Annotated in this window: 17 protein-coding genes; 11 read left to right on the top strand and 6 right to left on the bottom strand. The window is 60.4% G+C overall.

The window, feature by feature from the left end:
• Window position 1 precedes the first annotated feature (1 nt).
• The 6 genes from CCX46_RS03255 to CCX46_RS03230 all read right to left on the bottom strand — a co-directional run bounded on the left by CCX46_RS03255 (window position 2) and on the right by CCX46_RS03230 (window position 6,682).
• Window positions 2–796 carry a DUF4123 domain-containing protein gene (locus CCX46_RS03255; RefSeq protein ID WP_127925685.1) on the bottom strand — a complete coding sequence of 265 codons (795 nt, stop codon included), beginning with the start codon at window positions 794–796 and terminating at the stop codon, window positions 2–4.
• Window positions 793–2,130, bottom strand: a complete 1,338-nt coding sequence (locus tag CCX46_RS03250; protein ID WP_127925684.1) for a type VI secretion system Vgr family protein — start codon at window positions 2,128–2,130, stop codon at window positions 793–795. The genes CCX46_RS03255 and CCX46_RS03250 overlap by 4 nt, the downstream gene beginning before the upstream one ends.
• 231 nt (window positions 2,131–2,361) lie before the next feature.
• On the bottom strand, window positions 2,362–4,275 hold the full coding sequence (gene speA / locus CCX46_RS03245; RefSeq protein ID WP_102901631.1) for an arginine decarboxylase: 1,914 nt from the start codon (window positions 4,273–4,275) through the stop codon (window positions 2,362–2,364).
• A gap of 219 nt (window positions 4,276–4,494) precedes the next feature.
• Complete coding sequence (locus CCX46_RS03240) at window positions 4,495–4,866, bottom strand: translation initiation factor Sui1 (RefSeq protein ID WP_007914613.1); 372 nt, start codon at window positions 4,864–4,866, stop codon at window positions 4,495–4,497.
• Between the two features lie 187 nt (window positions 4,867–5,053).
• On the bottom strand, window positions 5,054–5,611 hold the full coding sequence (locus CCX46_RS03235; protein ID WP_127925683.1) for an NUDIX hydrolase: 558 nt from the start codon (window positions 5,609–5,611) through the stop codon (window positions 5,054–5,056).
• A gap of 3 nt (window positions 5,612–5,614) precedes the next feature.
• A complete protein-coding gene (locus CCX46_RS03230) occupies window positions 5,615–6,682 on the bottom strand; it encodes a DUF2333 family protein (protein ID WP_016984927.1) in 1,068 nt (355 codons plus the stop codon).
• A gap of 434 nt (window positions 6,683–7,116) precedes the next feature.
• On the opposite strand from CCX46_RS03230, the gene gcbA reads away from it, so the two are divergent.
• The 11 genes from gcbA (at window position 7,117) to purD (ending at window position 20,456) form a co-directional block, all read left to right on the top strand.
• Window positions 7,117–8,787 carry a diguanylate cyclase GcbA gene (gcbA, locus tag CCX46_RS03225; RefSeq protein ID WP_127925682.1) on the top strand — a complete coding sequence of 557 codons (1,671 nt, stop codon included), beginning with the start codon at window positions 7,117–7,119 and terminating at the stop codon, window positions 8,785–8,787.
• A 51-nt stretch (window positions 8,788–8,838) separates the two neighbouring features.
• On the top strand, window positions 8,839–10,785 hold the full coding sequence (locus tag CCX46_RS03220) for a methyl-accepting chemotaxis protein (protein ID WP_127925681.1): 1,947 nt from the start codon (window positions 8,839–8,841) through the stop codon (window positions 10,783–10,785).
• Window positions 10,786–11,026: 241 nt separating this feature from the next.
• Entirely contained in the window at window positions 11,027–11,479 is a 453-nt protein-coding gene (aroQ, locus tag CCX46_RS03215; protein WP_007914604.1) for a type II 3-dehydroquinate dehydratase, read from the top strand.
• Between the two features lie 48 nt (window positions 11,480–11,527).
• Window positions 11,528–11,989: an acetyl-CoA carboxylase biotin carboxyl carrier protein gene (accB, locus tag CCX46_RS03210; RefSeq protein ID WP_007914603.1), complete on the top strand. Its 462-nt coding sequence runs from the start codon at window positions 11,528–11,530 to the stop codon at window positions 11,987–11,989.
• Window positions 11,990–12,006: 17 nt separating this feature from the next.
• Window positions 12,007–13,365, top strand: coding sequence for an acetyl-CoA carboxylase biotin carboxylase subunit (gene accC, locus CCX46_RS03205; RefSeq protein WP_007914602.1), 1,359 nt, complete (start codon window positions 12,007–12,009; stop codon window positions 13,363–13,365).
• Between the two features lie 257 nt (window positions 13,366–13,622).
• Window positions 13,623–14,501: a 50S ribosomal protein L11 methyltransferase gene (gene prmA / locus CCX46_RS03200; protein WP_127925680.1), complete on the top strand. Its 879-nt coding sequence runs from the start codon at window positions 13,623–13,625 to the stop codon at window positions 14,499–14,501.
• 30 nt (window positions 14,502–14,531) lie between these two features.
• Entirely contained in the window at window positions 14,532–15,809 is a 1,278-nt protein-coding gene (locus tag CCX46_RS03195; RefSeq protein ID WP_127925679.1) for a DUF3426 domain-containing protein, read from the top strand.
• 185 nt (window positions 15,810–15,994) lie between these two features.
• Entirely contained in the window at window positions 15,995–17,005 is a 1,011-nt protein-coding gene (gene dusB, locus CCX46_RS03190) for a tRNA dihydrouridine synthase DusB (RefSeq protein ID WP_127925678.1), read from the top strand.
• Window positions 17,002–17,322 carry a DNA-binding transcriptional regulator Fis gene (gene fis, locus CCX46_RS03185; RefSeq protein ID WP_003221275.1) on the top strand — a complete coding sequence of 107 codons (321 nt, stop codon included), beginning with the start codon at window positions 17,002–17,004 and terminating at the stop codon, window positions 17,320–17,322. The genes dusB and fis overlap by 4 nt, the downstream gene beginning before the upstream one ends.
• 83 nt (window positions 17,323–17,405) lie before the next feature.
• Entirely contained in the window at window positions 17,406–19,013 is a 1,608-nt protein-coding gene (gene purH, locus CCX46_RS03180) for a bifunctional phosphoribosylaminoimidazolecarboxamide formyltransferase/IMP cyclohydrolase (RefSeq protein ID WP_127925677.1), read from the top strand.
• A 147-nt stretch (window positions 19,014–19,160) separates the two neighbouring features.
• A complete protein-coding gene (gene purD / locus CCX46_RS03175; protein WP_127925676.1) occupies window positions 19,161–20,456 on the top strand; it encodes a phosphoribosylamine--glycine ligase in 1,296 nt (431 codons plus the stop codon).
• The last annotated feature ends 25 nt before the right edge of the window (window positions 20,457–20,481 follow it).

Genomic DNA, 20,481 nt, shown 5'->3' with positions numbered 1-20,481 from the left:
TTCAGAGCTGATCGCCGCGCCATTGACGCCGCACATGGTCGAGCCGTTGTTGCTGGGTCAGTCCCACCGGCGGCGGCACCAGTACGGCACGCGGATGCAGCAAACGTAACCATAACCAGCCATCGAGCACGGTGCGGTCGCTGAACCCCAGCGTCAGACCCTGTTGGACATGGGAGGACATCGTCGCGTAATCGGTTCCCAATGATTGGCACCAGCGCCAGATATGCTGCTCCAGCAGGCAGGCTTGCAAGCGTTCGCGCTGGCGCCGGGTCAGGCTTTCTTCGATGCTCAGTGGCTCGACGGCAAGTCCCGGATTGCGCAACTGCTGCCAGCCCTGACTACCAATCGCGCGGTCGGCCCAGGTGCCGCCGAACCAGCGCAACTGGCGGATCGGCCCAAGCCAGCGGCTCAATTCAGCGGCGTCGCAGGCATCGAAAAAATAGCTCGCGGTCTGCCGGTTGTAATAGCTGAGCAAGGCCCGATGGCTCAAGCCGAACGACACCGTGAGCATGCGTTGCAAGTGGCCCAGCAGCTGTTGTGCCGATGCCTCGCTGCCAAGCAACAGCCCGCGCCAGGTGTCTGGATCGCTGTGACACAAGGCGGCCAACGCCGGGCAATCGCGCAACTCGAGCAGCACCGGGCCGTACTCGCTGACCGGTTCAAACTCGGTACCCTCGAACAAACTGAAGCGCCGCACCCCGCTAAAAGCCTGGCGCAAGGTCAGCAAGGCCTGTGGGGCATCCGGGCCATCGAGCAACAGCCATTGCGCCATAGGCTCATGCACCGCGCCACTCATGTTGCGCCGCTCTGTTCAAGCGAAGTGACCAGTCGACAACTGCACACCGGTTCTGCGCAGTGACTGAAGCTGCCGCCGCCGGGGATCAGGCACAGCAGCAGCAACGGCTCACCGGACGCCAGCAATTGCTGCAAGCCGTCACTCACCAGACGGTCGGGCAGAGGCGCGACATCGCCCGTGTCAGTCTCGGCGATTGGCGGCTGCAGGACGCCGCTGATCATCGGCTGATCCGGATCGCCTTCAAAGAAACTCACCACCACCTCGACACCATCGCTCAGCGCCGTCATTGGCGTCTGCTGCAGAGACGGCGCGAGGGGCAGCCAACAATGACTCGGCGCGGCGCCTTCGCCTTGATAGAGCCAGTCGAACTGCACCGCTACCGGTCGCGAGCAATCGGGCTGTGGTTCATCGACCGCCACCACCCAGGCCCGTTGCAGGCTGTGCATGCGCAAGCGCGGCGGCGCGGTGGCCGCTGCACTCGGCAGTTGCAACGCACCGAACAGGCGGTTGGCGTAAGCAGGTTCGAGGGCCGGGTCGGCGCGATGCTCAATGCGAGTCAACAACCATGGGCGATTGCATTCGGCGAAGGGATGCCCGGCCAATCGCAACCAATGACCACTGCGCAATGTCGCCAGATCACTCTGACCTTCGGCCTGTTGCCCACCCGCCGAATTGACCTGAATTGCACTTTGCAATTTCCATTGGTGCAACGCGGGAGAAGCATCATGTCCGTCATCCTCGCGCTGATAGCTCGCGGCGCCCGCCAATGGCAACTGCGCCGGATCATCGCTGAAAACCAGGCAATGCCGATCACGCTCGTGTTCAAAGTAATAATGAATTCGCGCCTGCGCGCACAAACGCTGAAGCAGTTGCAGATCGGACTCGCGGTATTGCGTGCAGAACGTCCGGACCGGGTAGTCGCCACGCAACTCAAAGCGGCGCTGGGCAGCGACGATGCCGTGCTCTCTGAGCACCTGCTCGATGATCTGCGGCACCGAGCGGCCACTGAAGATCCGCTGGCTGAAGCGCAGCGCGAGGCAACCGAGTTTCGGCCCTAGACGGATCCGGCTCAACCGCAAGCCTTCGCCGTACTCATGCTGGACAAGGCTCTGCAATTGCCCGTGCACGCCCTCCCCTGACGGCCCGAAACAGAGGAATGCCGAACGGTAAAGCAGGCCGGCGAGATCCAGGTGTGGATCGTTGATCAATACATCGATCTCGAACGCAAAGGATTCGCTGAGGGCTTCGCTACCGGTAAAGGCCAGGACTTCGAAGGGGTCGGACAGGCCCGCTACATCGAGACGAAACGACGACTCGTTGACTGGATCGAACATGGGCGGATCTCTACAGGAGGGGCGGTCGGGGATTCTCGCCGAGAGCCATGGCCGAGTAGAGAGCTGAAGTACAACTTAGGAAATGACCTACGCGAAAAGCAGACCGGATGACTTTGCTGGCCAGGACAGCCAAGCATTTCGCGAGGATTTTGGGAGATATCCCACCGGGTCATCTGAATTTTCCGCCACTTTCGGAAAAAATTCGGACAACCCGGCGAGATCACACCTGCCTCAGGAAGACAGGTAGGAGGAGCGGGTCAGGCCCAGACGCAAGGCATCGAGAAATTGCGTGCGCTCGCTGGCACTGATGCGGGCACTGGCGCACTTGTCGCGGTAGTGAGTCATCAGTTCTTCCGGCGACAAGTGCACGTAACGCAGCATGTCTTCGATGGTGTCGTGGGTCTCGATGCCGGCGTGGTACACGCTGCCATCGGCATTCTGGTAGATGTTCACCGAGTCGGTGTCACCGAACAGGTTGTGCATGTCGCCGAGGATTTCCTGATAGGCGCCAACGAGGAACACGCCCAGCAGGTAGTCTTCGCCTTCATTCAAACCGTGCACTGGCAGGCTGGTTTCGATGCTCTGCTCGTCGACGTACTGGTTGATCTTGCCGTCAGAGTCGCAGGTCAGGTCTTGCAGCACCGCGCGGCGCAGCGGCTCTTCATCGAGACGGTGCAGCGGGATGATCGGCAGCACCTGATCGATCGCCCAGGTGTCCGGCAGGCTCTGGAACACCGAGAAGTTGCAGATGTACTTGTCGGCCAGCTTGTCGTTGAGCTCGTCGAGCACCTGACGGTGCGAACGTTGACGCGCTTTCAGCGAGTTGTGCAGGCGACGGCACACCGCGAAGTAGCACTGCTCGGCCAGGGCTTTTTCAGCCAGGGTCAGTTTGCCGTCGGCGTACTGCGCAGCCACGTCGCTCATGTAGTGCGTCGCGCGCCAGTAGGTTTCGGTGACCATTTCGATGTCGGTCGGGCCGAGCAGGTCAACCAGCCATTGCACGGTTTCCGGCAGCGCTTCCTTGTTCTCGATCTGCGGGATTTCGTCGTTGTGTTTCTCGACGTCGGTCACCTGCACCACCAGCATCGCGTGGTGCGCGGTCAGCGAACGGCCGCTCTCGGAGAAGATGTGCGGATGCGGCAGGCTCTGCGCGTCGCAGAACTCCTTGAGCATGCCGACCACGACACCGGCGTAATCATCCATGTCGTAGTTGATCGAACTGGCGTTGCGCGAGTGCGTGCCGTCGTAGTCGACACCCAGACCACCGCCAACGTCGATGTGATCGACCGGCAGACCGAGATTGCGCAGCTCACCGTAGTAACGGATCGCTTCTTTGAAGCCGTGCTGATAGTCAGCCAGGTTGGCAATCTGCGAACCCATGTGGAAGTGCAGCAGGCGAATGCCTTGATCCAGGCCCGCTGCGCGGAAACGCTCGACCACCGACAGCAGTTGCGCTGCCGACAGACCGAACTTGGATTTTTCGCCACCGGTGTCCGCCCACTTCGACGACGCCAGCGACGACAGACGCACGCGCAGGCCGACCTGTGGCTTGACCTTCAGCGAGGCGGCTTCTTCGATCACCAGACCGACTTCGGATTCTTTCTCGATGACGATGAAGACGTTATGGCCAAGCTTCTGCCCCATCAGCGCCAGACGAATGAACTCGCGGTCCTTGTAACCGTTGCAGACGATGGTGCCGCCCTTCGGCGCCAGCGCCAGTACGGCCAGCAGTTCAGGCTTGGAGCCGGCTTCCAGACCGATGGAAACGTCCTGGGTGGCGATGATGTTCTCGATCACCGCTTCTTGCTGGTTAACCTTGATCGGGTACAGCGCGGTGTATTTGCTCTGGTATTCCAGGCGCTCGATGTTGGAATCGAAGGCACCGGTCAGCTGGCGTACACGGTCTTGCAGGATGTCGGGAAAACGAACCAGCAACGGCAAGGACAAACCGCTTTTGCGCAGTTGGTCGACTTGCTCGAACAGGTCGATAGGCGAGCTGCTCGGGCCGTTCGGACGAACTTCGACGCGACCGGCGTCATTGATCGCGAAATACCCGGCCCCCCAATGGCGAATCCCGTAAACACTGCGGCTGTCCGCAACTGTCCATTGGCTGCCATCGTCTTTGCGTGTGCGTCGTACGGACATCGAAGTCCCCTATAAAGAAGTCATAGTGCGTCGCCTGATCTCAGGCCGGCGCAGTCTAAAGTATGAAAATGACGGTTCGTCAGCGCGGCGGTAGACCGCACTGACTGCGTGGAGTTTAGAAACCGGTCATGAACAGGCTCTGTGAAAACCATGGAGACGACGCCGGATCTGACAACATTCAGAGCCGGATCAAGCCGCAGGTGGGTTTCACAGAGGCTGCTAGCCGCCGGACTTCTTCGCTTTGAAACCGTGCTTGATCAGCTCAGCCAAGAGTAGCTCGACATGATCGCCCTGGATTTCGATGATGCCGTCTTTCAACGCCCCGCCGGTGCCGCAACGTTTCTTCAACGTTGTTGCCAACTCTTTGAGCGCGTCTTCGGCCAGTGGCACGCCGGTGATGGTGGTCACCGTCTTGCCGCCGCGGCCCTTGCTCTCGCGTCGCACGCGGGCAATGCCGTCGCCGGCCGGGATCACGGTTTGTTTGCAGATACAGGCGTCCACCGGCTTACTGCATTCCGGGCAATGACGACCTGCGTCGGTGGAAAATACCAGGCCACCTAAGGCGGCGAAGGATGCGGCTTTTTTGGCCACCGGCAATCCTCTTGGGAGGACAAAGACTGATCGCAACCTTGGGCAAGGTCAGCGACCGCGAAGCCCCACTCAGGCAGGGGCAGCGCTACTGCACCGATGCTTCAATAAAAGCAGGACGGTGCAGCTTGAAAAGGTCGCGCAGTGTAACGGCAAAAATGCGACTTGCTAAGTGCCAATCGGCGCCAATTTATGTGTTCTTTGCGACGTCGCTTTGCTGCGCCTTCAGATAGCGCTTCAAGGCTGCCAGAGAGTCCGGGCAATAAGGCTTTTGCTGGATTTCCTGCATGACCTGCTCGACCGGAATAAAGCGTGCTTCGAGCACCTCCTCCGGTTGCAGTTTCAGCGGCCCGTCCCAGACGGCGGAAAACGCCGAACACCACAAACGGTTGCCGGTGTCTTCGAAGTAGAAATGGTCATGGGCAGTCAGTTCGATACCACTGACGCCCAACTCCTCTTCCAGCTCTCGGGCTGCCGACTCGGCGTAAGTCTCGTCGGCCTGCACCATGCCGCCCGCCGCGACGTCCCAGTAACCGGGATAAATCGCCTTGCTCAACGTGCGCCGGTGCACGCAAAGGTCGCCAGCGGAATTGAACAACATGATGTAGGTGCCGCGACCGATCAGCCCACGCTCGCGCAGATCGGCACGCACCAGAGCGCCGAGCAGGTTGTCCTGCTCGTCGACCCAGGCGATCTGTTCGGCATCCGAGGCGGCGCGATGGGCCGCCTCTTTGGCGTTCTGACTCATGAATCAGCCCTGATTGAGCAGTTGACGCAAATCGATCACAGCAGCGTTGGCACGGGAAATATAGTTGGCCATGACCAGCGAGTGGTTGGCCAGCACGCCGAAGCCGCTGCCGTTAAGAATCATAGGACTCCAGACCGGTTCCTGCGAGGCTTCCAGCTCACGAATGATCTGACGCACGCTGACGGTGGCGTTCTTCTTCGCCAGGACATCGGCGAAGTCGACTTCGATGGCGCGCAACAGATGCGACAGCGCCCAGGCCTGACCGCGTGCTTCGTAGAACACGTTGTCGATCTGCATCCATGGTGTCTCGACGACTTCCTCGTCAACCTGCGGCACTTCGCCGATGGCCGGCACTTCGGTTTTCAGCGCGGTGTTGAGTTTGACCCGACCGACACTGGCCGACAGTCGTTGCGACAGCGAGCCGAGACGGGTGCCGACATCGCCGAGCCAGTTGTTCAGGTTGTCGGCGCGGGCATAGAACAGCGCGTTTTTCTGGGTTGGATCGGACAGACGCGCCTGATAACGGCTCAGCGAGTTGATGCCTTCCTGATATTCCGACTCACTCGACGGCAGGATCCAGCTCTTGTTGTCGAAGTTGAAGCGCGGCTCGGCCTTGGCCAGATCGGCATCTTCTGCCGACTGCGATTGCGAACGGGCAAAGTCTTTGCGCAGGGCACGGGTCAGGTCACGCACCTGCACCAGTACGCCGTATTCCCAGCTCGGCGTGTTGTCCATCCACAGACCTGGCGGGAAGCGGTCATTGGAGATGTAGCCGCCCGGTTTGTTGAGCAAGGTGCCGGCGACGGTCTTGAGGGTTTCGACGGTGGTGTAGCCGATCACCATCTGCTTGCCTTCTTTCTCGGCCGCCACTTGAGCGTTTTGCGCGACCGGAAACAGCGCCGGCTCCTGGCTCCAGTACCAGCCAAGGCCAATGGTCACCAGCAGATAAATGCCGATCAACGTGGCCAGGGCACGGCTGAACAGCAGCCCGCCAACATAGCTGCGGGTGGCCGACTTGGGCTCGGCGGCACGTTCAGGCGCGCTGCCCGCGCGGTTTTTCCAGTCCAGCATGGCGATATCCTTTCAAATCTTGGGTTCAACGGTTCGACCACAACCATACAACAACGTGCCAGAGCCGGGCACCCGCGCGTAACGATAAGCCGCAAATCATGTGGGCGAATGACGCTTCGACGCCGACTAAGGGAATCCCCGATGCCCGCGCCTCAGCCAATCAAATTGCAGGCTGTTGAAAACCCTCACAAAGCCCATTCATCGCGCGGATGAACGTACGACTGACAACTCATCCAGATCGCCCTGATCAATCAGGGAGCGCCCGTCCCACGGGGGTTTGAGCGACGACAAGGTCAAAAACAAAACCGCCCGGTCAGAAACTGAATGGTGACGCACTGCAGATTATTGACGTACGACACTCGTCTAAGGGAAAAGAGGTGCTAGCATAGAGCCACCAGTCGATCTCAGCATGCAGCCTAACTAGTAGTCAGGATATGACCGAGCCAGAAGACCCCAGCCGTGAGCGTCTCAAGCACCACTTTGCCCAGCGGGTAATTCATCAGGCACGTCAGATTCTTGAGATATGGCAGCGCCTGCAACGCAGTGAGTGGTCTACTGTCGACCTCGCCGAACTGAGCGAGGCCAACCTGCGCCTGCTGCGTTTTGCCGAGCGCTTCGAACAGCCCGAACACACGCAGCTTGCGCGCCATATCAGCCAATCGCTGGAAGCGGTGGACGCCAATCGCGGTCGCCTGAGCAGTGGCTTGATCACCGACCTCAATCGCTTGATGCAGCGCTTGTCGCGCACCGGCCTGCGCCATGGCGATCAACTCGACCAAACCTTCCTGCCGCCACTGCGTAAACCGATCTACGTGATGCTGCAGGATCACGACCGCGCCGAACGGCTGGCCAAACAACTTGAATTCTTCGGTCTGAGCGCGCAGGCGCTGGACAGTGTTTCGGCCTTTCGCTCCTCGATGGTCGAGCGCCTGCCGGCAGCTATCGTCATGGACGTGGATTTCAGCGGCGCCGGCATCGGCCTGAAACTCGCCGCCGAAGCCCAGGTCGGTTTGGAAGAACCGCTGCCGCTGCTGTTCTTCAGCCTGCACGAAACCGACACGCCGACGCGCCTTGCCGCCGTGCGTGCCGGTGGCCAGGAATTTCTCACCGGCACTCTCGAAGCGTCGAGCCTGCTGGAAAAGATCGAAGTCCTCACCTGCGTCGCCCAGTACGAGCCTTATAAAGTGTTGATCATCGACGACTCGCGTGCGCAGGCCTTGCACACCGAACGCCTGCTCAACAGCGCCGGCATCGTCACGCGCACCTTGATCGAACCGATTCAGGCGATGGCCGAACTGGCGGATTTCCAGCCCGACCTGATCATCCTCGACATGTACATGCCGGCCTGCACCGGTACCGAACTGGCCAAAGTGATTCGCCACAACGACCGCTATGTCAGCGTGCCGATCATTTATCTGTCGGCCGAGGACGATCTGGACAAGCAGCTCGACGCCATGAGCGAGGGCGGCGATGATTTTCTGACCAAACCGATCAAGCCGCGCCATCTGATCACCACCGTGCGCAACCGCGCCGCCCGCGCGCGCAATCTGAAAGCACGGATGGTCCGCGACAGCCTCACCGGCCTCTATAACCACACGCACATTCTGCAATTGCTCGAAGACTGCTCGTTCCGCGCCCGCCGCGAGAACAAGCCGCTGAGTTTTGCCATGCTCGACATCGACCACTTCAAACGGGTCAACGACAGCCACGGCCACCCGATGGGCGACCGGGTGATCAAAAGCCTGGCGCTGTTTCTCAAGCAGCGTTTACGCAAGACCGACTTCATCGGCCGCTACGGCGGTGAAGAGTTCGCCATCGTCATGCCCGACACGGATATAGAAGCGGCGCACAAAGTCCTCGACGAAATCCGCCAGCGCTTCGCCGAAATCCATTACCCGGCGCAGCCGCAGGATTTGTGGTGCACCTTCAGTGCCGGCGTGGTGGAAATGCACGACGACTGCGACAGCCTGATGATGGCCAGTCAGGCCGACGAAGCGCTGTACCGCGCCAAGGGTGCCGGGCGCAATCGCGTGCAGACTGCGCGCGAGTCAAAGCAAAGTGCCACTTTTTCATCGGATTCCACTGATTCGGTCATAACCCTGTAACAGAACCGCAATAAATTCAGGCGCTTACCATTTCTGCCGTTGGTAGCCGTCATGCGCCTGAAGTTGCTCACCAATCTCAATACGCTGCTGCTGGTCGCCGTGTGCCTCGCACTCGGCGCCACGCTGTGGTGGTCGCAAAAAGCCCTCGAACGCCCGTATTTGTTGATGGAGCGGTATTTGGGACTGTCGCAGCAGTTTCAGAACGAGGTCGCACGCAACGTCGAGGATTACCTCGCCAGCGGCGACGCCTTGCGCCTGAGCAGCGCCAGCCAGGCCATCGACAGCTTGCGCAAAGAACTCGCTGAATTGCCGCCGGCGCTGGCTGAAACGCTGAACCCGAGCCTGTCGGGCCTGGAGGAGTTCAGCAAAACCGACTTGCTCGCGGCCGGCAAACTGGCGGGCGATCCGCAGGCGTTGCTGTTGCAGGCCGAGCGCGAATTGAGCGCCAGCCTTGAGCAACTCAGCACTTATGCCAACGGCAACGCGAGCTATCTGACGCCGTTGCTTGCGGCTTCGCAGCATCTGGGCAAACTGTCGCTGGCGCGGGACAAGCTGGTCAGCAGCGGGCGCAGCGAACTGACGGCCGATGTTGAGCGCGAGGTCACCAACATCCGTACGCAAGCTCAGGCAATTGATGCCCTGCCCTTGCTCGGCGTCGTCACCAGCAACGAGTCGAACAGCGACGATTTTGCCGCGTTGATGGGTATCGAAAACACTGAGAAAACCGCCGCCGAAGACGCCGGTGTCGGCCTCAAACGTGAACTCAACAGCCTGCTCGGACGCTATCCGGCAGAGCTTGAGCGCACCCGCGACCAGATTCAGAAACGGGCGGATCTGAGCACCGCGACGCACCAGAAAATTGCCGCCGTGCAACAGGCCATCGCCGGCCTGGAACCCGTCGTACGCGCCCAACACGGGCAAATTCAGGGCGAAGTGCGGCTGATGCAAGGCGTGATGATCGGCCTGATTCTGCTGATCGCTTTACTGATCGACACTTTGCAACGGCGCCTGGCGCGCACGTTGACCAATCTCGCGCCGGCGCTTTCAACCTGGGCCGAGGGCGACTTCAGTCGTGACATTCATCTGGGCAAAACCAACCGTGAACTGCGTGACATCGAAGCCTCGCTCAATCGATTGCGCGCGTATCTGGTGGATCTGGTCGGGACCATTCGCGGCAATGCCGAACAAGTCGCGGGCAGTAGCCGCACCCTGGCCGAACTGAGTAACGACTTGCACAGCGGTGCCGAACATCAGGCTGGCGACACCGCGCTGATCCGCGACTCCCTCGGCGAACTTGAAGCAACAATCCAGCAGGTTGCCGGCGATGCGCAGCAGGCCGCGGATGCCAGTCGTCATGCCGGACTGGCGGTCGAGCATGGCCAGACGGTAATTGGCCAGAGCCTCACCGGCCTGCACGCATTGGTCGGTGAAGTACAAGGCAACGCGCAGATGATCGAACATCTGGCCGAAGAGTCGGCAACCATCGGTGGCGTGTTGACGGTGATTCGCTCGATTGCCGACCAGACCAACCTGCTGGCCCTCAACGCGGCGATTGAAGCGGCGCGCGCCGGGGAAATGGGTCGTGGCTTTGCCGTGGTGGCTGAAGAAGTGCGCTCGCTTGCCCAGCGTACTGCCGGCGCGACTGCCGAAATCCAGACGCTGATTGCCGGCCTGCAAACGGCGGCACGGCAATCGGTCGAAGGCATGCGGGCGCAGGTTGAACATGCCGAAGCCACAGCCAATCAGGCGCAAGCGGCGGACGGTGCGCTGGATAAAATCGTCGGCGCGATCCAGACCATTTCCGACACGGCAATCCGCATTGCCGATATCACCGCGCAGCAAAGCGGTGCAGTCAGCGAGATTCGCGATCACAGCGAGCGGATTCATCAGTTGGGTGGGGATAATCTGGTGCGTATCGGCCGTGGGCGCGAACAGGGTGAGAACCTGCTGGTATTGGGCGGGCAACTGCATACGGCCGTTCAGGCCTTTCGCGTCTGACAAATCGCCTTCGCGAGCAAGTTCGCTCCCACATTGGGATGCATACCCCTGTGGGAGCGAGCTTGCTCGCGAAGGCGTCAGTCCAGACACCACAAGTGACCGAATCAAATCACTTGGTCACATATTTCGCGCAAACATCGGCCATCGTGCTGGCTATTGCATAGAACTGGACAGTCACAAAGTCTTTGCGGCATAGTCGCCGGGTTCTGACGATTGCTCATTCATAACAAGGACTACGCAGATGGCAACCCTACTGGTGCTGCACGGCCCCAACCTGAACCTGCTCGGCACCCGCGAACCCGGCACTTACGGTTCAACGACCCTGGCGCAGATCAATCAGGATCTGGAGCGCCGCGCCCGTGAAGCCGGTCATCATCTGCTGTATCTGCAAAGCAATGCCGAGTACGAATTGATCGACCGCATCCACGCCGCGCGCGGCGAAGGTGTCGATTTCATTCTGATCAATCCAGCAGCTTTTACGCACACAAGTGTCGCATTACGTGACGCGTTGCTGGGAGTGAGCATCCCATTCATCGAAGTGCATTTGTCCAACGTGCACAAACGCGAACCTTTCCGCCATCACTCTTACTTCTCCGATGTAGCGGTGGGAGTGATCTGCGGCCTTGGCGCCAGCGGTTACCGACTGGCCCTGGAGGCTGCACTAGAACAGCTTGAAACACAGGCAACGACTTGAACTACAAGCGTTAAGCGCCCCTGACCGACCCTTGGGAGTTGATGATTCATGGATATCCGTAAAGTTAAGAAACTGATCGAATTGCTGGAAGAGTCCGGCATCGACGAGCTCGAGATCAAGGAAGGCGAAGAGTCCGTACGCATCAGCCGTCACAGCAAGACCCCGGCTCAGCAGTACTACGCGCCAGCTCCGATGCAAGCACCGGCTGCCGCACCTGTTGCAGCTGCTCCGGTTGCAGCCGCAGCTCCGGCTGCCGCTGCTGCTCCAGCGCTGAACGGCACTGTTGCCCGTTCGCCGATGGTCGGCACGTTCTACCGCAAATCTTCGCCAACCTCGCCGTCCTTCGTTGAAGTCGGCCAGACCGTGAAGAAAGGCGACACTCTGTGCATCGTCGAAGCCATGAAGATGATGAACCACATCGAAGCTGAAACCAGCGGTGTGATCGAGTCCATCCTCGTCGAAGACGGCCAGCCGGTTGAGTACGACCAACCGCTGTTCACCATCGTTTGAACTGCGGAGAGCCTTTGATGACTGCGAAGTTGGAAAAAGTTCTGATCGCTAACCGCGGTGAGATCGCCCTGCGGATTCTGCGTGCCTGCAAAGAGATGGGCATCAAGACCGTCGCCGTTTACTCCAAGGCCGACAAAGAGCTGATGCACCTGGGTCTGGCAGACGAATCCGTCTGCATCGGCCCGGCTTCTGCCGCGCACTCTTACCTGCACATCCCGGCCATCATCGCTGCCGCTGAAGTGACTGGCGCTACCGCCATTCACCCAGGCTACGGTTTCCTCGCGGAAAACGCCGATTTTGCCGAGCAGGTCGAGAACTCCGGCTTCGCCTTCATCGGCCCGAAAGCCGAAACCATTCGCCTGATGGGCGACAAGGTTTCGGCCAAGCACGCGATGATCGAAGCAGGCGTGCCTACCGTTCCAGGCTCCGACGGCCCACTGCCGGAAGACGAAGAAACGGCGCTGCGCATCGGTCGTGAAGTCGGCTACCCGGTGATCATCAAAGCCGCTGGCGGCGGTGGTGGTCGCGGCATGCGTGTTGTGCACAAGGAAGAAGACCTGATCGCCTTCGCCAAACTGACCCGCACCGAAGCTGGCGCGGCGTTCGGTAACCCGATGGTCTATCTGGAAAAATTCCTGACCAACCCGCGTCACGTCGAAGTGCAGGTGCTGTCCGACGGCCAGGGCCACGCCATCCATCTGGGCGACCGCGATTGCTCGCTGCAACGTCGTCACCAGAAAGTTCTCGAAGAGGCGCCGGCACCGGGCATCGACGAGAAGGCGCGCGAAGAAGTACTGGCTCGCTGCGTCAAGGCGTGCATCGACATCGGCTACCGCGGCGCGGGTACTTTCGAGTTCCTGTACGAGAACGGTCGTTTCTACTTCATCGAAATGAACACTCGTGTTCAGGTGGAGCACCCGGTTTCGGAAATGGTCACCGGTATCGACATCGTCAAGGAGATGCTCAGCATCGCCGCTGGCAACAAGCTGTCGTTCACTCAGGATGACGTGGTTATCCGCGGTCACTCGCTGGAATGCCGGATCAACGCTGAAGACCCGAAAACCTTCATGCCGAGCCCGGGTACGGTCAAGCATTTCCACGCTCCAGGCGGCAACGGCGTTCGCGTCGATTCGCACCTGTACAGCGGTTATGCAGTTCCGCCGAACTACGACTCGCTGATCGGCAAGCTGATCACTTACGGCGCGACCCGCGACGAAGCCATGGCACGCATGCGTAATGCCCTGGACGAAATCGTGGTTGACGGGATCAAGACCAACATCCCGCTGCACCGTGATCTGGTTCGCGACGAAGGCTTCTGCAAGGGTGGTGTGAACATTCACTACCTCGAGCACAAGCTGGCTGGCGAGAAGCACTAAGCTTCAGCCCGCACCAGACAAAGCCGCCTTCGGGCGGCTTTGTTGTTTCTGCAGGTTTCAAAAGCCCCTGTGGGAGCGAGCCTGCTCGCGAAAGCGGTGTATCAGATCCATATGCATTCACTGACACTCCGCTTTCGCGAGCAGGCTCGCTCCCACAGGGTGCAATGCATCTCCCACAAACCCAGCGCGCTCGCGTAAACTTGCGCGCTTCTCGCCGGCCGCTAGGCTGCAATCAATATTTTTCAAAGGTGCCCGCCATGCCTTGGCTGCAAGTACGTCTCGCCATCAGCCCGGAACAAGCCGAAACCTACGAAGACGCTTTCCTTGAAGTAGGCGCCGTGTCGGTGACCTTCATGGACGCCGAAGATCAGCCGATCTTCGAGCCGGAACTCAATACCACCCCGCTGTGGGCGCATACGCACCTGCTGGCACTGTTCGAGGGCGGCACCGAACCGGCACCGGTTCTGGCCCACCTGGAACTGCTGACCGGCAGCCCGTTGCCTGAGCATCACAGCGAAGTCATTGAAGATCAGGACTGGGAACGCAGCTGGATGGACGGCTTCCAGCCGATGCGCTTCGGCCAGCGCCTGTGGATCGTGCCGAGCTGGCATGCCGCACCTGAGCCAGACGCAGTCAATCTGCTGCTGGATCCGGGTTTGGCGTTCGGCACCGGCACGCACCCGACCACCGCGCTGTGCCTGGAATGGCTCGACGGTCAGGATCTGAAAGGCTGCAACGTGCTCGACTTCGGCTGCGGCTCGGGGATTCTGGCGATTGCGGCCCTGCTGCTCGGCGCCAAGGAAGCGGTCGGCACCGACATCGACGTGCAGGCGCTGGAAGCCTCGCGTGATAACGCCGGGCGCAACAACATTGCCGAAGAACTGTTCCCGCTGTACTTGCCGGAAGATCTGCCACAGGTCAAAGCCGACGTACTGGTCGCCAACATTCTGGCCGGCCCACTGGTTTCTCTCGCGCCGCAACTGTCCGGCCTGGTGAAATCCGGTGGCCGTCTGGCGTTGTCGGGCATCCTTGCCGAGCAAGGTGATGAAGTCGCTGCCGCTTATGCGCAGGACTTTGATCTCGACCCGATCGCCAATCGCGATGGCTGGGTGCGCATCACCGGCCGTCGGCGTTAATATGAGCGCCTGCATAATCCGGATCGCCGCATGACCGACAGCTTCGTCACCCAGTGCCCGCATTGCCAAACCAGTTTCCGTGTCAGCCATGCTCAATTGAGCGTGGCCCGCGGGGTGGTTCGCTGCGGCTCCTGCCTGCAAGTGTTCAATGCGGCCAAACAGCTGCTGGAGCAACACGCCGGCAAGGACGCGGTGACACCGGTTGCACCCTCGATTGTCGAGCAGCCGCCGATTATCGAGGCCCCGCCCGTTGTCCAGGCGCCGGCCATCGTCGAACAGCCCGCGCCGCGTGCCATCAGCCAAAAGCAGTGGAGCGCGTCCGAGCTGGATCTCGACAGCCTCGATCTGGACGAAGAACTGGCCCGCCTCGAACAACGGGAAATCCAGCCGACCACCGAATTCGGTCGTCCACGCGAAGATGCCCTGAGCGCACGCCGCGACAACCCTGAACCAGATGAAACGCTCTGGCGCGACAGTCTGTTCAGCGAGCGCGCCGATGAACACACGGCCGAGCCCGAGGACGACGAGGCAGAAATCGCCGACATCGAACCGGTCAAATCCGAGCGCACCGAGCCTTCGCTGTCGCTGGAACCGGTGGATCTGGATGACGAACCAGCGATTCCGCATCTGCGCCTGCACGACCCGATCGACCCCAATGCCCGCCGCGAACGCCTGTCGGCCAGCGACGAAGCCGATGACGACGATTTGCCATCGATCGAGCCGCTGCGCAAAAAGCGCGAGCGCGCAGAGCCCGGCGTACGCGCCGAAGTCCTGCAAGACCTGACCGACGACCCGCTGCAACTGGACTGGCAGAAACGCCGCTCGCCGTGGGGCCGACGTATGCTCTGGCTGCTGTTGGTCCTGCTGGCGGCGGGAGGCCTGGCCGCCCAGTACATCTCTTATCATTTCGAAGAGCTGGCCCGACAGGATCAGTATCGCCCGTGGTTCCAGCAAATCTGCCCGCAGATCGGCTGCACGGTGCCGTCCAAGGTCGATATCGCCCGAATCAAGAGCAGCAACCTGGTGGTGCGCAGCCATCCGGAGTTCAACGGTGCGCTGGTGGTCGACGCAATCATCTATAACCGCGCGACATTCTCCCAGCCATTTCCATTGCTGGAGCTGCGCTTTGCCGACCTCAACGGTCACCTGATCGCCAGTCGTCGCTTCAAACCCGGCGAATACCTCAGAGGTGATCTCGAAGGTCTGGCGGAAATGCCGCCGCAGACACCGATCCACATTGCGCTGGATATTCTCGATCCCGGGCCGAAAGCGGTGAATTACAGCCTGAGTTTCCACTCGCCCGAGTGAATCCCTGCGTCGCTTTCGAATTGACGGCGGTTTTCTGACTTTGCCACCCACAACCAAACCCGTGGCGATAACAGAATAACTGTTCAGATTTTGTTCAATTCAGCCTTTATCCAGTCATCGAGAGCGGGTATCATGCCAACCCTTTTTCGAACTCTCATGATCCGGCCCCACCTCAGGGAAGTCCTATGTCGGCGGTACGCATCGGCCCATACACATTGCAGAACGGCTTGATTCTCGCCCCGATGGCGGGGGTCACCGACCAGCCCTTTCGTCAGCTGTGCAAGCGTTTGGGCGCAGGGCTTGTAGTCTCGGAAATGGTCACCAGCGACATGAGCCTGTGGAATACCCGCAAGTCGCGCCTGCGCATGATCCACGAAGGCGATCCCGAGCCACGCTCGGTGCAGATTGCCGGTGGTGATGCGCAGATGCTGGCGAATGCAGCCCGGGCCAACGTTGAGTTGGGCGCACAGATTATCGATATCAACATGGGTTGCCCGGCAAAGAAGGTCTGCAACAAGGCCGCCGGTTCCGCGTTGTTGAAGGACGAAGCACTGGTGACCGAGATCCTGCAGGCCGTTGTGGCGGCGGTTGATGTTCCGGTCACCCTGAAGATCCGCACCGGCTGGGATCGCGACAACAAGAACGGCCTGACCGTGGCGAAGATCGCCGAGCAGGCCGGCATTACGGCGCTGGCAGTGCATGGCCGCACTCGCGCCGATCTGTACAAGGGTGAAGCCGAATACGACACGATTGCCGCGATCAAGCAGGCGGTGTCGATCCCGGTGTTTGCCAATGGCGATATCGATTCGCCGGAAAAGGCCCGTTACGTGCTCGACGCGACCGGTGCCGATGGCCTGTTGGTAGGCCGCGCCGCCCAAGGGCGGCCATGGATTTTTCGCGAGATCGAACACTTCCTGCGTACCGGCGAGAAATTGCCGGCACCGGAGCTGATCGAGGTGGAACACATACTGCTGGAGCATCTGGCCGCACTTCACGCTTTCTATGGGGATGTGATGGGCGTGCGCATTGCGCGCAAGCATGTGGGCTGGTATCTCGCAACCTTGCCGGGCGCCAGGGAGTTTCGCGCCCACTTCAATCGTTTGGATGGTACGGAAACACAATGCGCCAACGTTCGGGAGTTCTTCGCCGAGCGTTACAAGAGCCTGACAGGGGACGAAGAAGGGGTGGCCGCATGACGATGATGACCGAGACTTTAGTGAGTGGAACAGCACCCGTGAGCGACAACGTGAATTTGAAACAGCACCTCAATACCCCGAGCGAAGAAGGTCAGACCCTTCGCGGGAGTGTCGAGAAGGCGCTGCACAATTATTTCGCCCACCTTGAGGGCGCATCCGTCACGGATGTGTATAACCTGGTGCTCTCCGAAGTCGAGGCGCCCCTGCTCGAAAGCGTGATGAACTACGTCAAGGGCAACCAGACCAAGGCGAGCGAGCTGCTGGGACTTAACCGCGGCACGCTGCGCAAGAAACTCAAGCAGTACGATCTGCTGTAAGCATTCAATCAAACCAGAAAGGCGCCCGCGTAAAAAACGGTCGCCTTTTTTGCTGACTTCCTTTGCTTTTGATGGAAATTGAGATGACCGACCAGACTACCCGCCTGCCGATCCGCCGCGCCTTGATCAGCGTTTCCGACAAGACCGGGATCCTCGAATTCGCCAAGGAGCTTGAAGCTCTGGGCGTCGAGATCCTCTCCACCGGCGGGACGTTCAAGCTGCTGCGCGACAACGGTGTTGCCGCAGTGGAAGTCGCGGATTACACCGGTTTCGCCGAAATGATGGACGGTCGGGTGAAAACCCTGCACCCGAAAATCCACGGCGGCATCCTCGGTCGTCGCGGTATCGACGACGCGATCATGAGCGAGCACGGCATCAAGCCAATCGATCTGGTTGCTGTCAACCTGTACCCGTTCGAAGCCACCATCAACAAGCCAGGCTGCGACCTGCCGACCGCCATCGAAAACATCGACATCGGCGGCCCGACCATGGTCCGTTCGGCAGCGAAAAACCATAAAGACGTAGCGATCGTGGTGAATGCCAGCGATTACGCCAGCGTGCTCGAAGGCCTCAAGGCCGGTGGCCTGACCTACGCTCAGCGTTTCGACCTGATGCTCAAGGCTTTCGAACACACCGCCGCCTATGACGGCATGATCGCCAACTACATGGGCACCGTGAATCAGGCTGCTGAAACCCTGAGCACTGAAGGCCGCAGCGAATTCCCGCGCACCTTCAACAGCCAGTTCATCAAGGCCCAGGAAATGCGCTACGGCGAGAACCCGCACCAGAGCGCGGCGTTCTACGTGGAAGCCAAGCCTGCCGAAGTCGGCATCGCCACTGCGACCCAACTGCAAGGCAAAGAGCTGTCGTACAACAACGTCGCCGACACCGACGCCGCGCTGGAATGCGTGAAGAGCTTCGTCAAGCCAGCCTGCGTCATCGTCAAGCACGCCAACCCGTGCGGCGTGGCCGTCAGCCCGGACGCTGAAGGCGGCATCCGTCAGGCCTACGAACTGGCTTACGCCACCGATACCGAATCGGCGTTCGGCGGCATCATTGCCTTCAACCGTGAACTGGATGCCGAGACCGCCAAGGCGATCGTCGAGCGTCAGTTCGTTGAAGTGATCATCGCTCCAAGCGTCAGCGAAGAAGCTCGCGCCATTGTTGCAGCCAAAGCCAACGTGCGCCTGCTGGCCTGTGGCGAGTGGTCGGCTGACCGCGCCGCTGCCTGGGACTACAAGCGCGTCAACGGCGGTCTGCTGGTACAGAGCCGCGACATCGGCATGATCAGCGCCGACGACCTGAAAGTCGTGACCAAACGTGCGCCGACCGAACAGGAAATCCACGACCTGATCTTCGCCTGGAAAGTCGCCAAGTACGTTAAATCCAACGCCATCGTCTACGCCAAGAACCGTCAGACCATCGGTGTCGGCGCGGGCCAGATGAGCCGCGTAAACTCGGCGCGTATTGCCGCGATCAAGGCTGAGCACGCCGGCCTGCAAGTGGTCGGTTCGGTGATGGCCTCCGACGCGTTCTTCCCGTTCCGCGACGGCCTGGACAACGCAGCCAAGGTCGGTATCACTGCGGTGATCCAGCCGGGTGGTTCGATGCGTGATGCTGAAGTGATTGCCGCCGCTGACGAAGCCGGCATCGCGATGGTCTTTACGGGCATGCGCCACTTCCGTCACTGATACACCGATTCAAATGTGGGAGCGAGCCTGCTCGCGAATGCAATCTGCCAGCGACGTTGACGTTGACTGACACACCGCTTTCGCGAGCAGGCTCGCTCCCACATAAAGCGCTACAGCAGCGCCTGACAGATTTTTGAGGTTTTTGAAATGAATGTTTTGATCATTGGCAGCGGTGGCCGTGAACACGCCCTGGCCTGGAAAGTGGCTCAGGATCCGCGCGTGCAGAAGGTTTTCGTCGCACCGGGCAACGCAGGCACCGCCATTGAGGCCAAGTGCGAAAACGTCGCCATCGACGTGCTGGCCCTTGAGCAACTGGCCGACTTCGCCGAGAAAAACGTTTCCCTGACCATCGTCGGCCCGGAAGTACCGTTGGTGGCTGGCGTTGTCGATCTGTTCCGCTCCCGTGGTCTGGACTGCTTCGGTCCGACCGCCGGTGCCGCGCAACTGGAAGGTTCGAAAGCCTTCACCAAGGATTTCCTCGCGCGCCACAAGATTCCGACCGCCGACTACCAGAACTTCACCGAGATCGAGCCAGCCCTGGCTTATCTGCGTGAAAAAGGCGCACCGATCGTGATCAAGGCCGATGGCCTGGCCGCCGGTAAAGGCGTGATCGTCGCCATGACCCTGGCTGAAGCCGAAGACGCCGTGCGCGACATGCTCGCTGGCAACGCTTTCGGTGATGCCGGTTCGCGTGTGGTCATCGAAGAATTCCTCGACGGCGAAGAAGCTTCGTTCATCGTCATGGTTGACGGCAAGAATGTGCTGCCGATGGCCACCAGCCAGGACCACAAACGTGTTGGCGACGGCGACAGCGGCCCGAACACGGGTGGCATGGGTGCTTACTCCCCTGCCCCGGTGGTCACCGCCGACGTGCACAAGCGCGTGATGGATCTGGTCATCTGGCCGACCGTGCGCGGCATGGCTGAAGAAGGCAACGTCTACACCGGTTTCCTCTACGCCGGTCTGATGATCGACAAGGCCGGTAACCCGAAAGTCATCGAGTTCAACTGCCGCTTCGGCGATCCGGAAACCCAACCGGTGATGCTGCGTCTGCAATCGAGCCTGGTGCTGCTGGTCGAAGCCGCTCTGGCGCAAGCGCTGGACAAGGTTGAAGCACAGTGGGATCCACGTCCGAGCGTCGGCATCGTGCTGGCCGCTGGCGGTTACCCGGGCGATTACGCCAAGGGCGCAGCGATCAACGGTCTGGACGCAGCGGCGAAGCTGGAAGGCAAAGTCTTCCACGCCGGCACCGCGCTGAAAGATGACAACGTCGTCACCGCCGGTGGTCGCGTACTCTGCGCCACCGCAATGGGCGCCAGCGTCGGCGAAGCGCAGCAGCAAGCCTACAAGCTGGCAGCGGCCATCGACTGGGAAGGCTGCTTCTACCGCAAGGACATTGGCTACCGTGCCATTGCCCGTGAACGTGGCGAAACCCAGGAATAAGCTGTACCTCAGGTCCGGCGAGGGA

This window comes from Pseudomonas sp. RU47 (assembly GCF_004011755.1).
Taxonomy (GTDB): Bacteria; Pseudomonadota; Gammaproteobacteria; order Pseudomonadales; family Pseudomonadaceae; genus Aquipseudomonas.
Note: the sequence above shows the minus strand (reverse complement) of the source record. Positions and strands in the feature narration are given on the sequence as shown.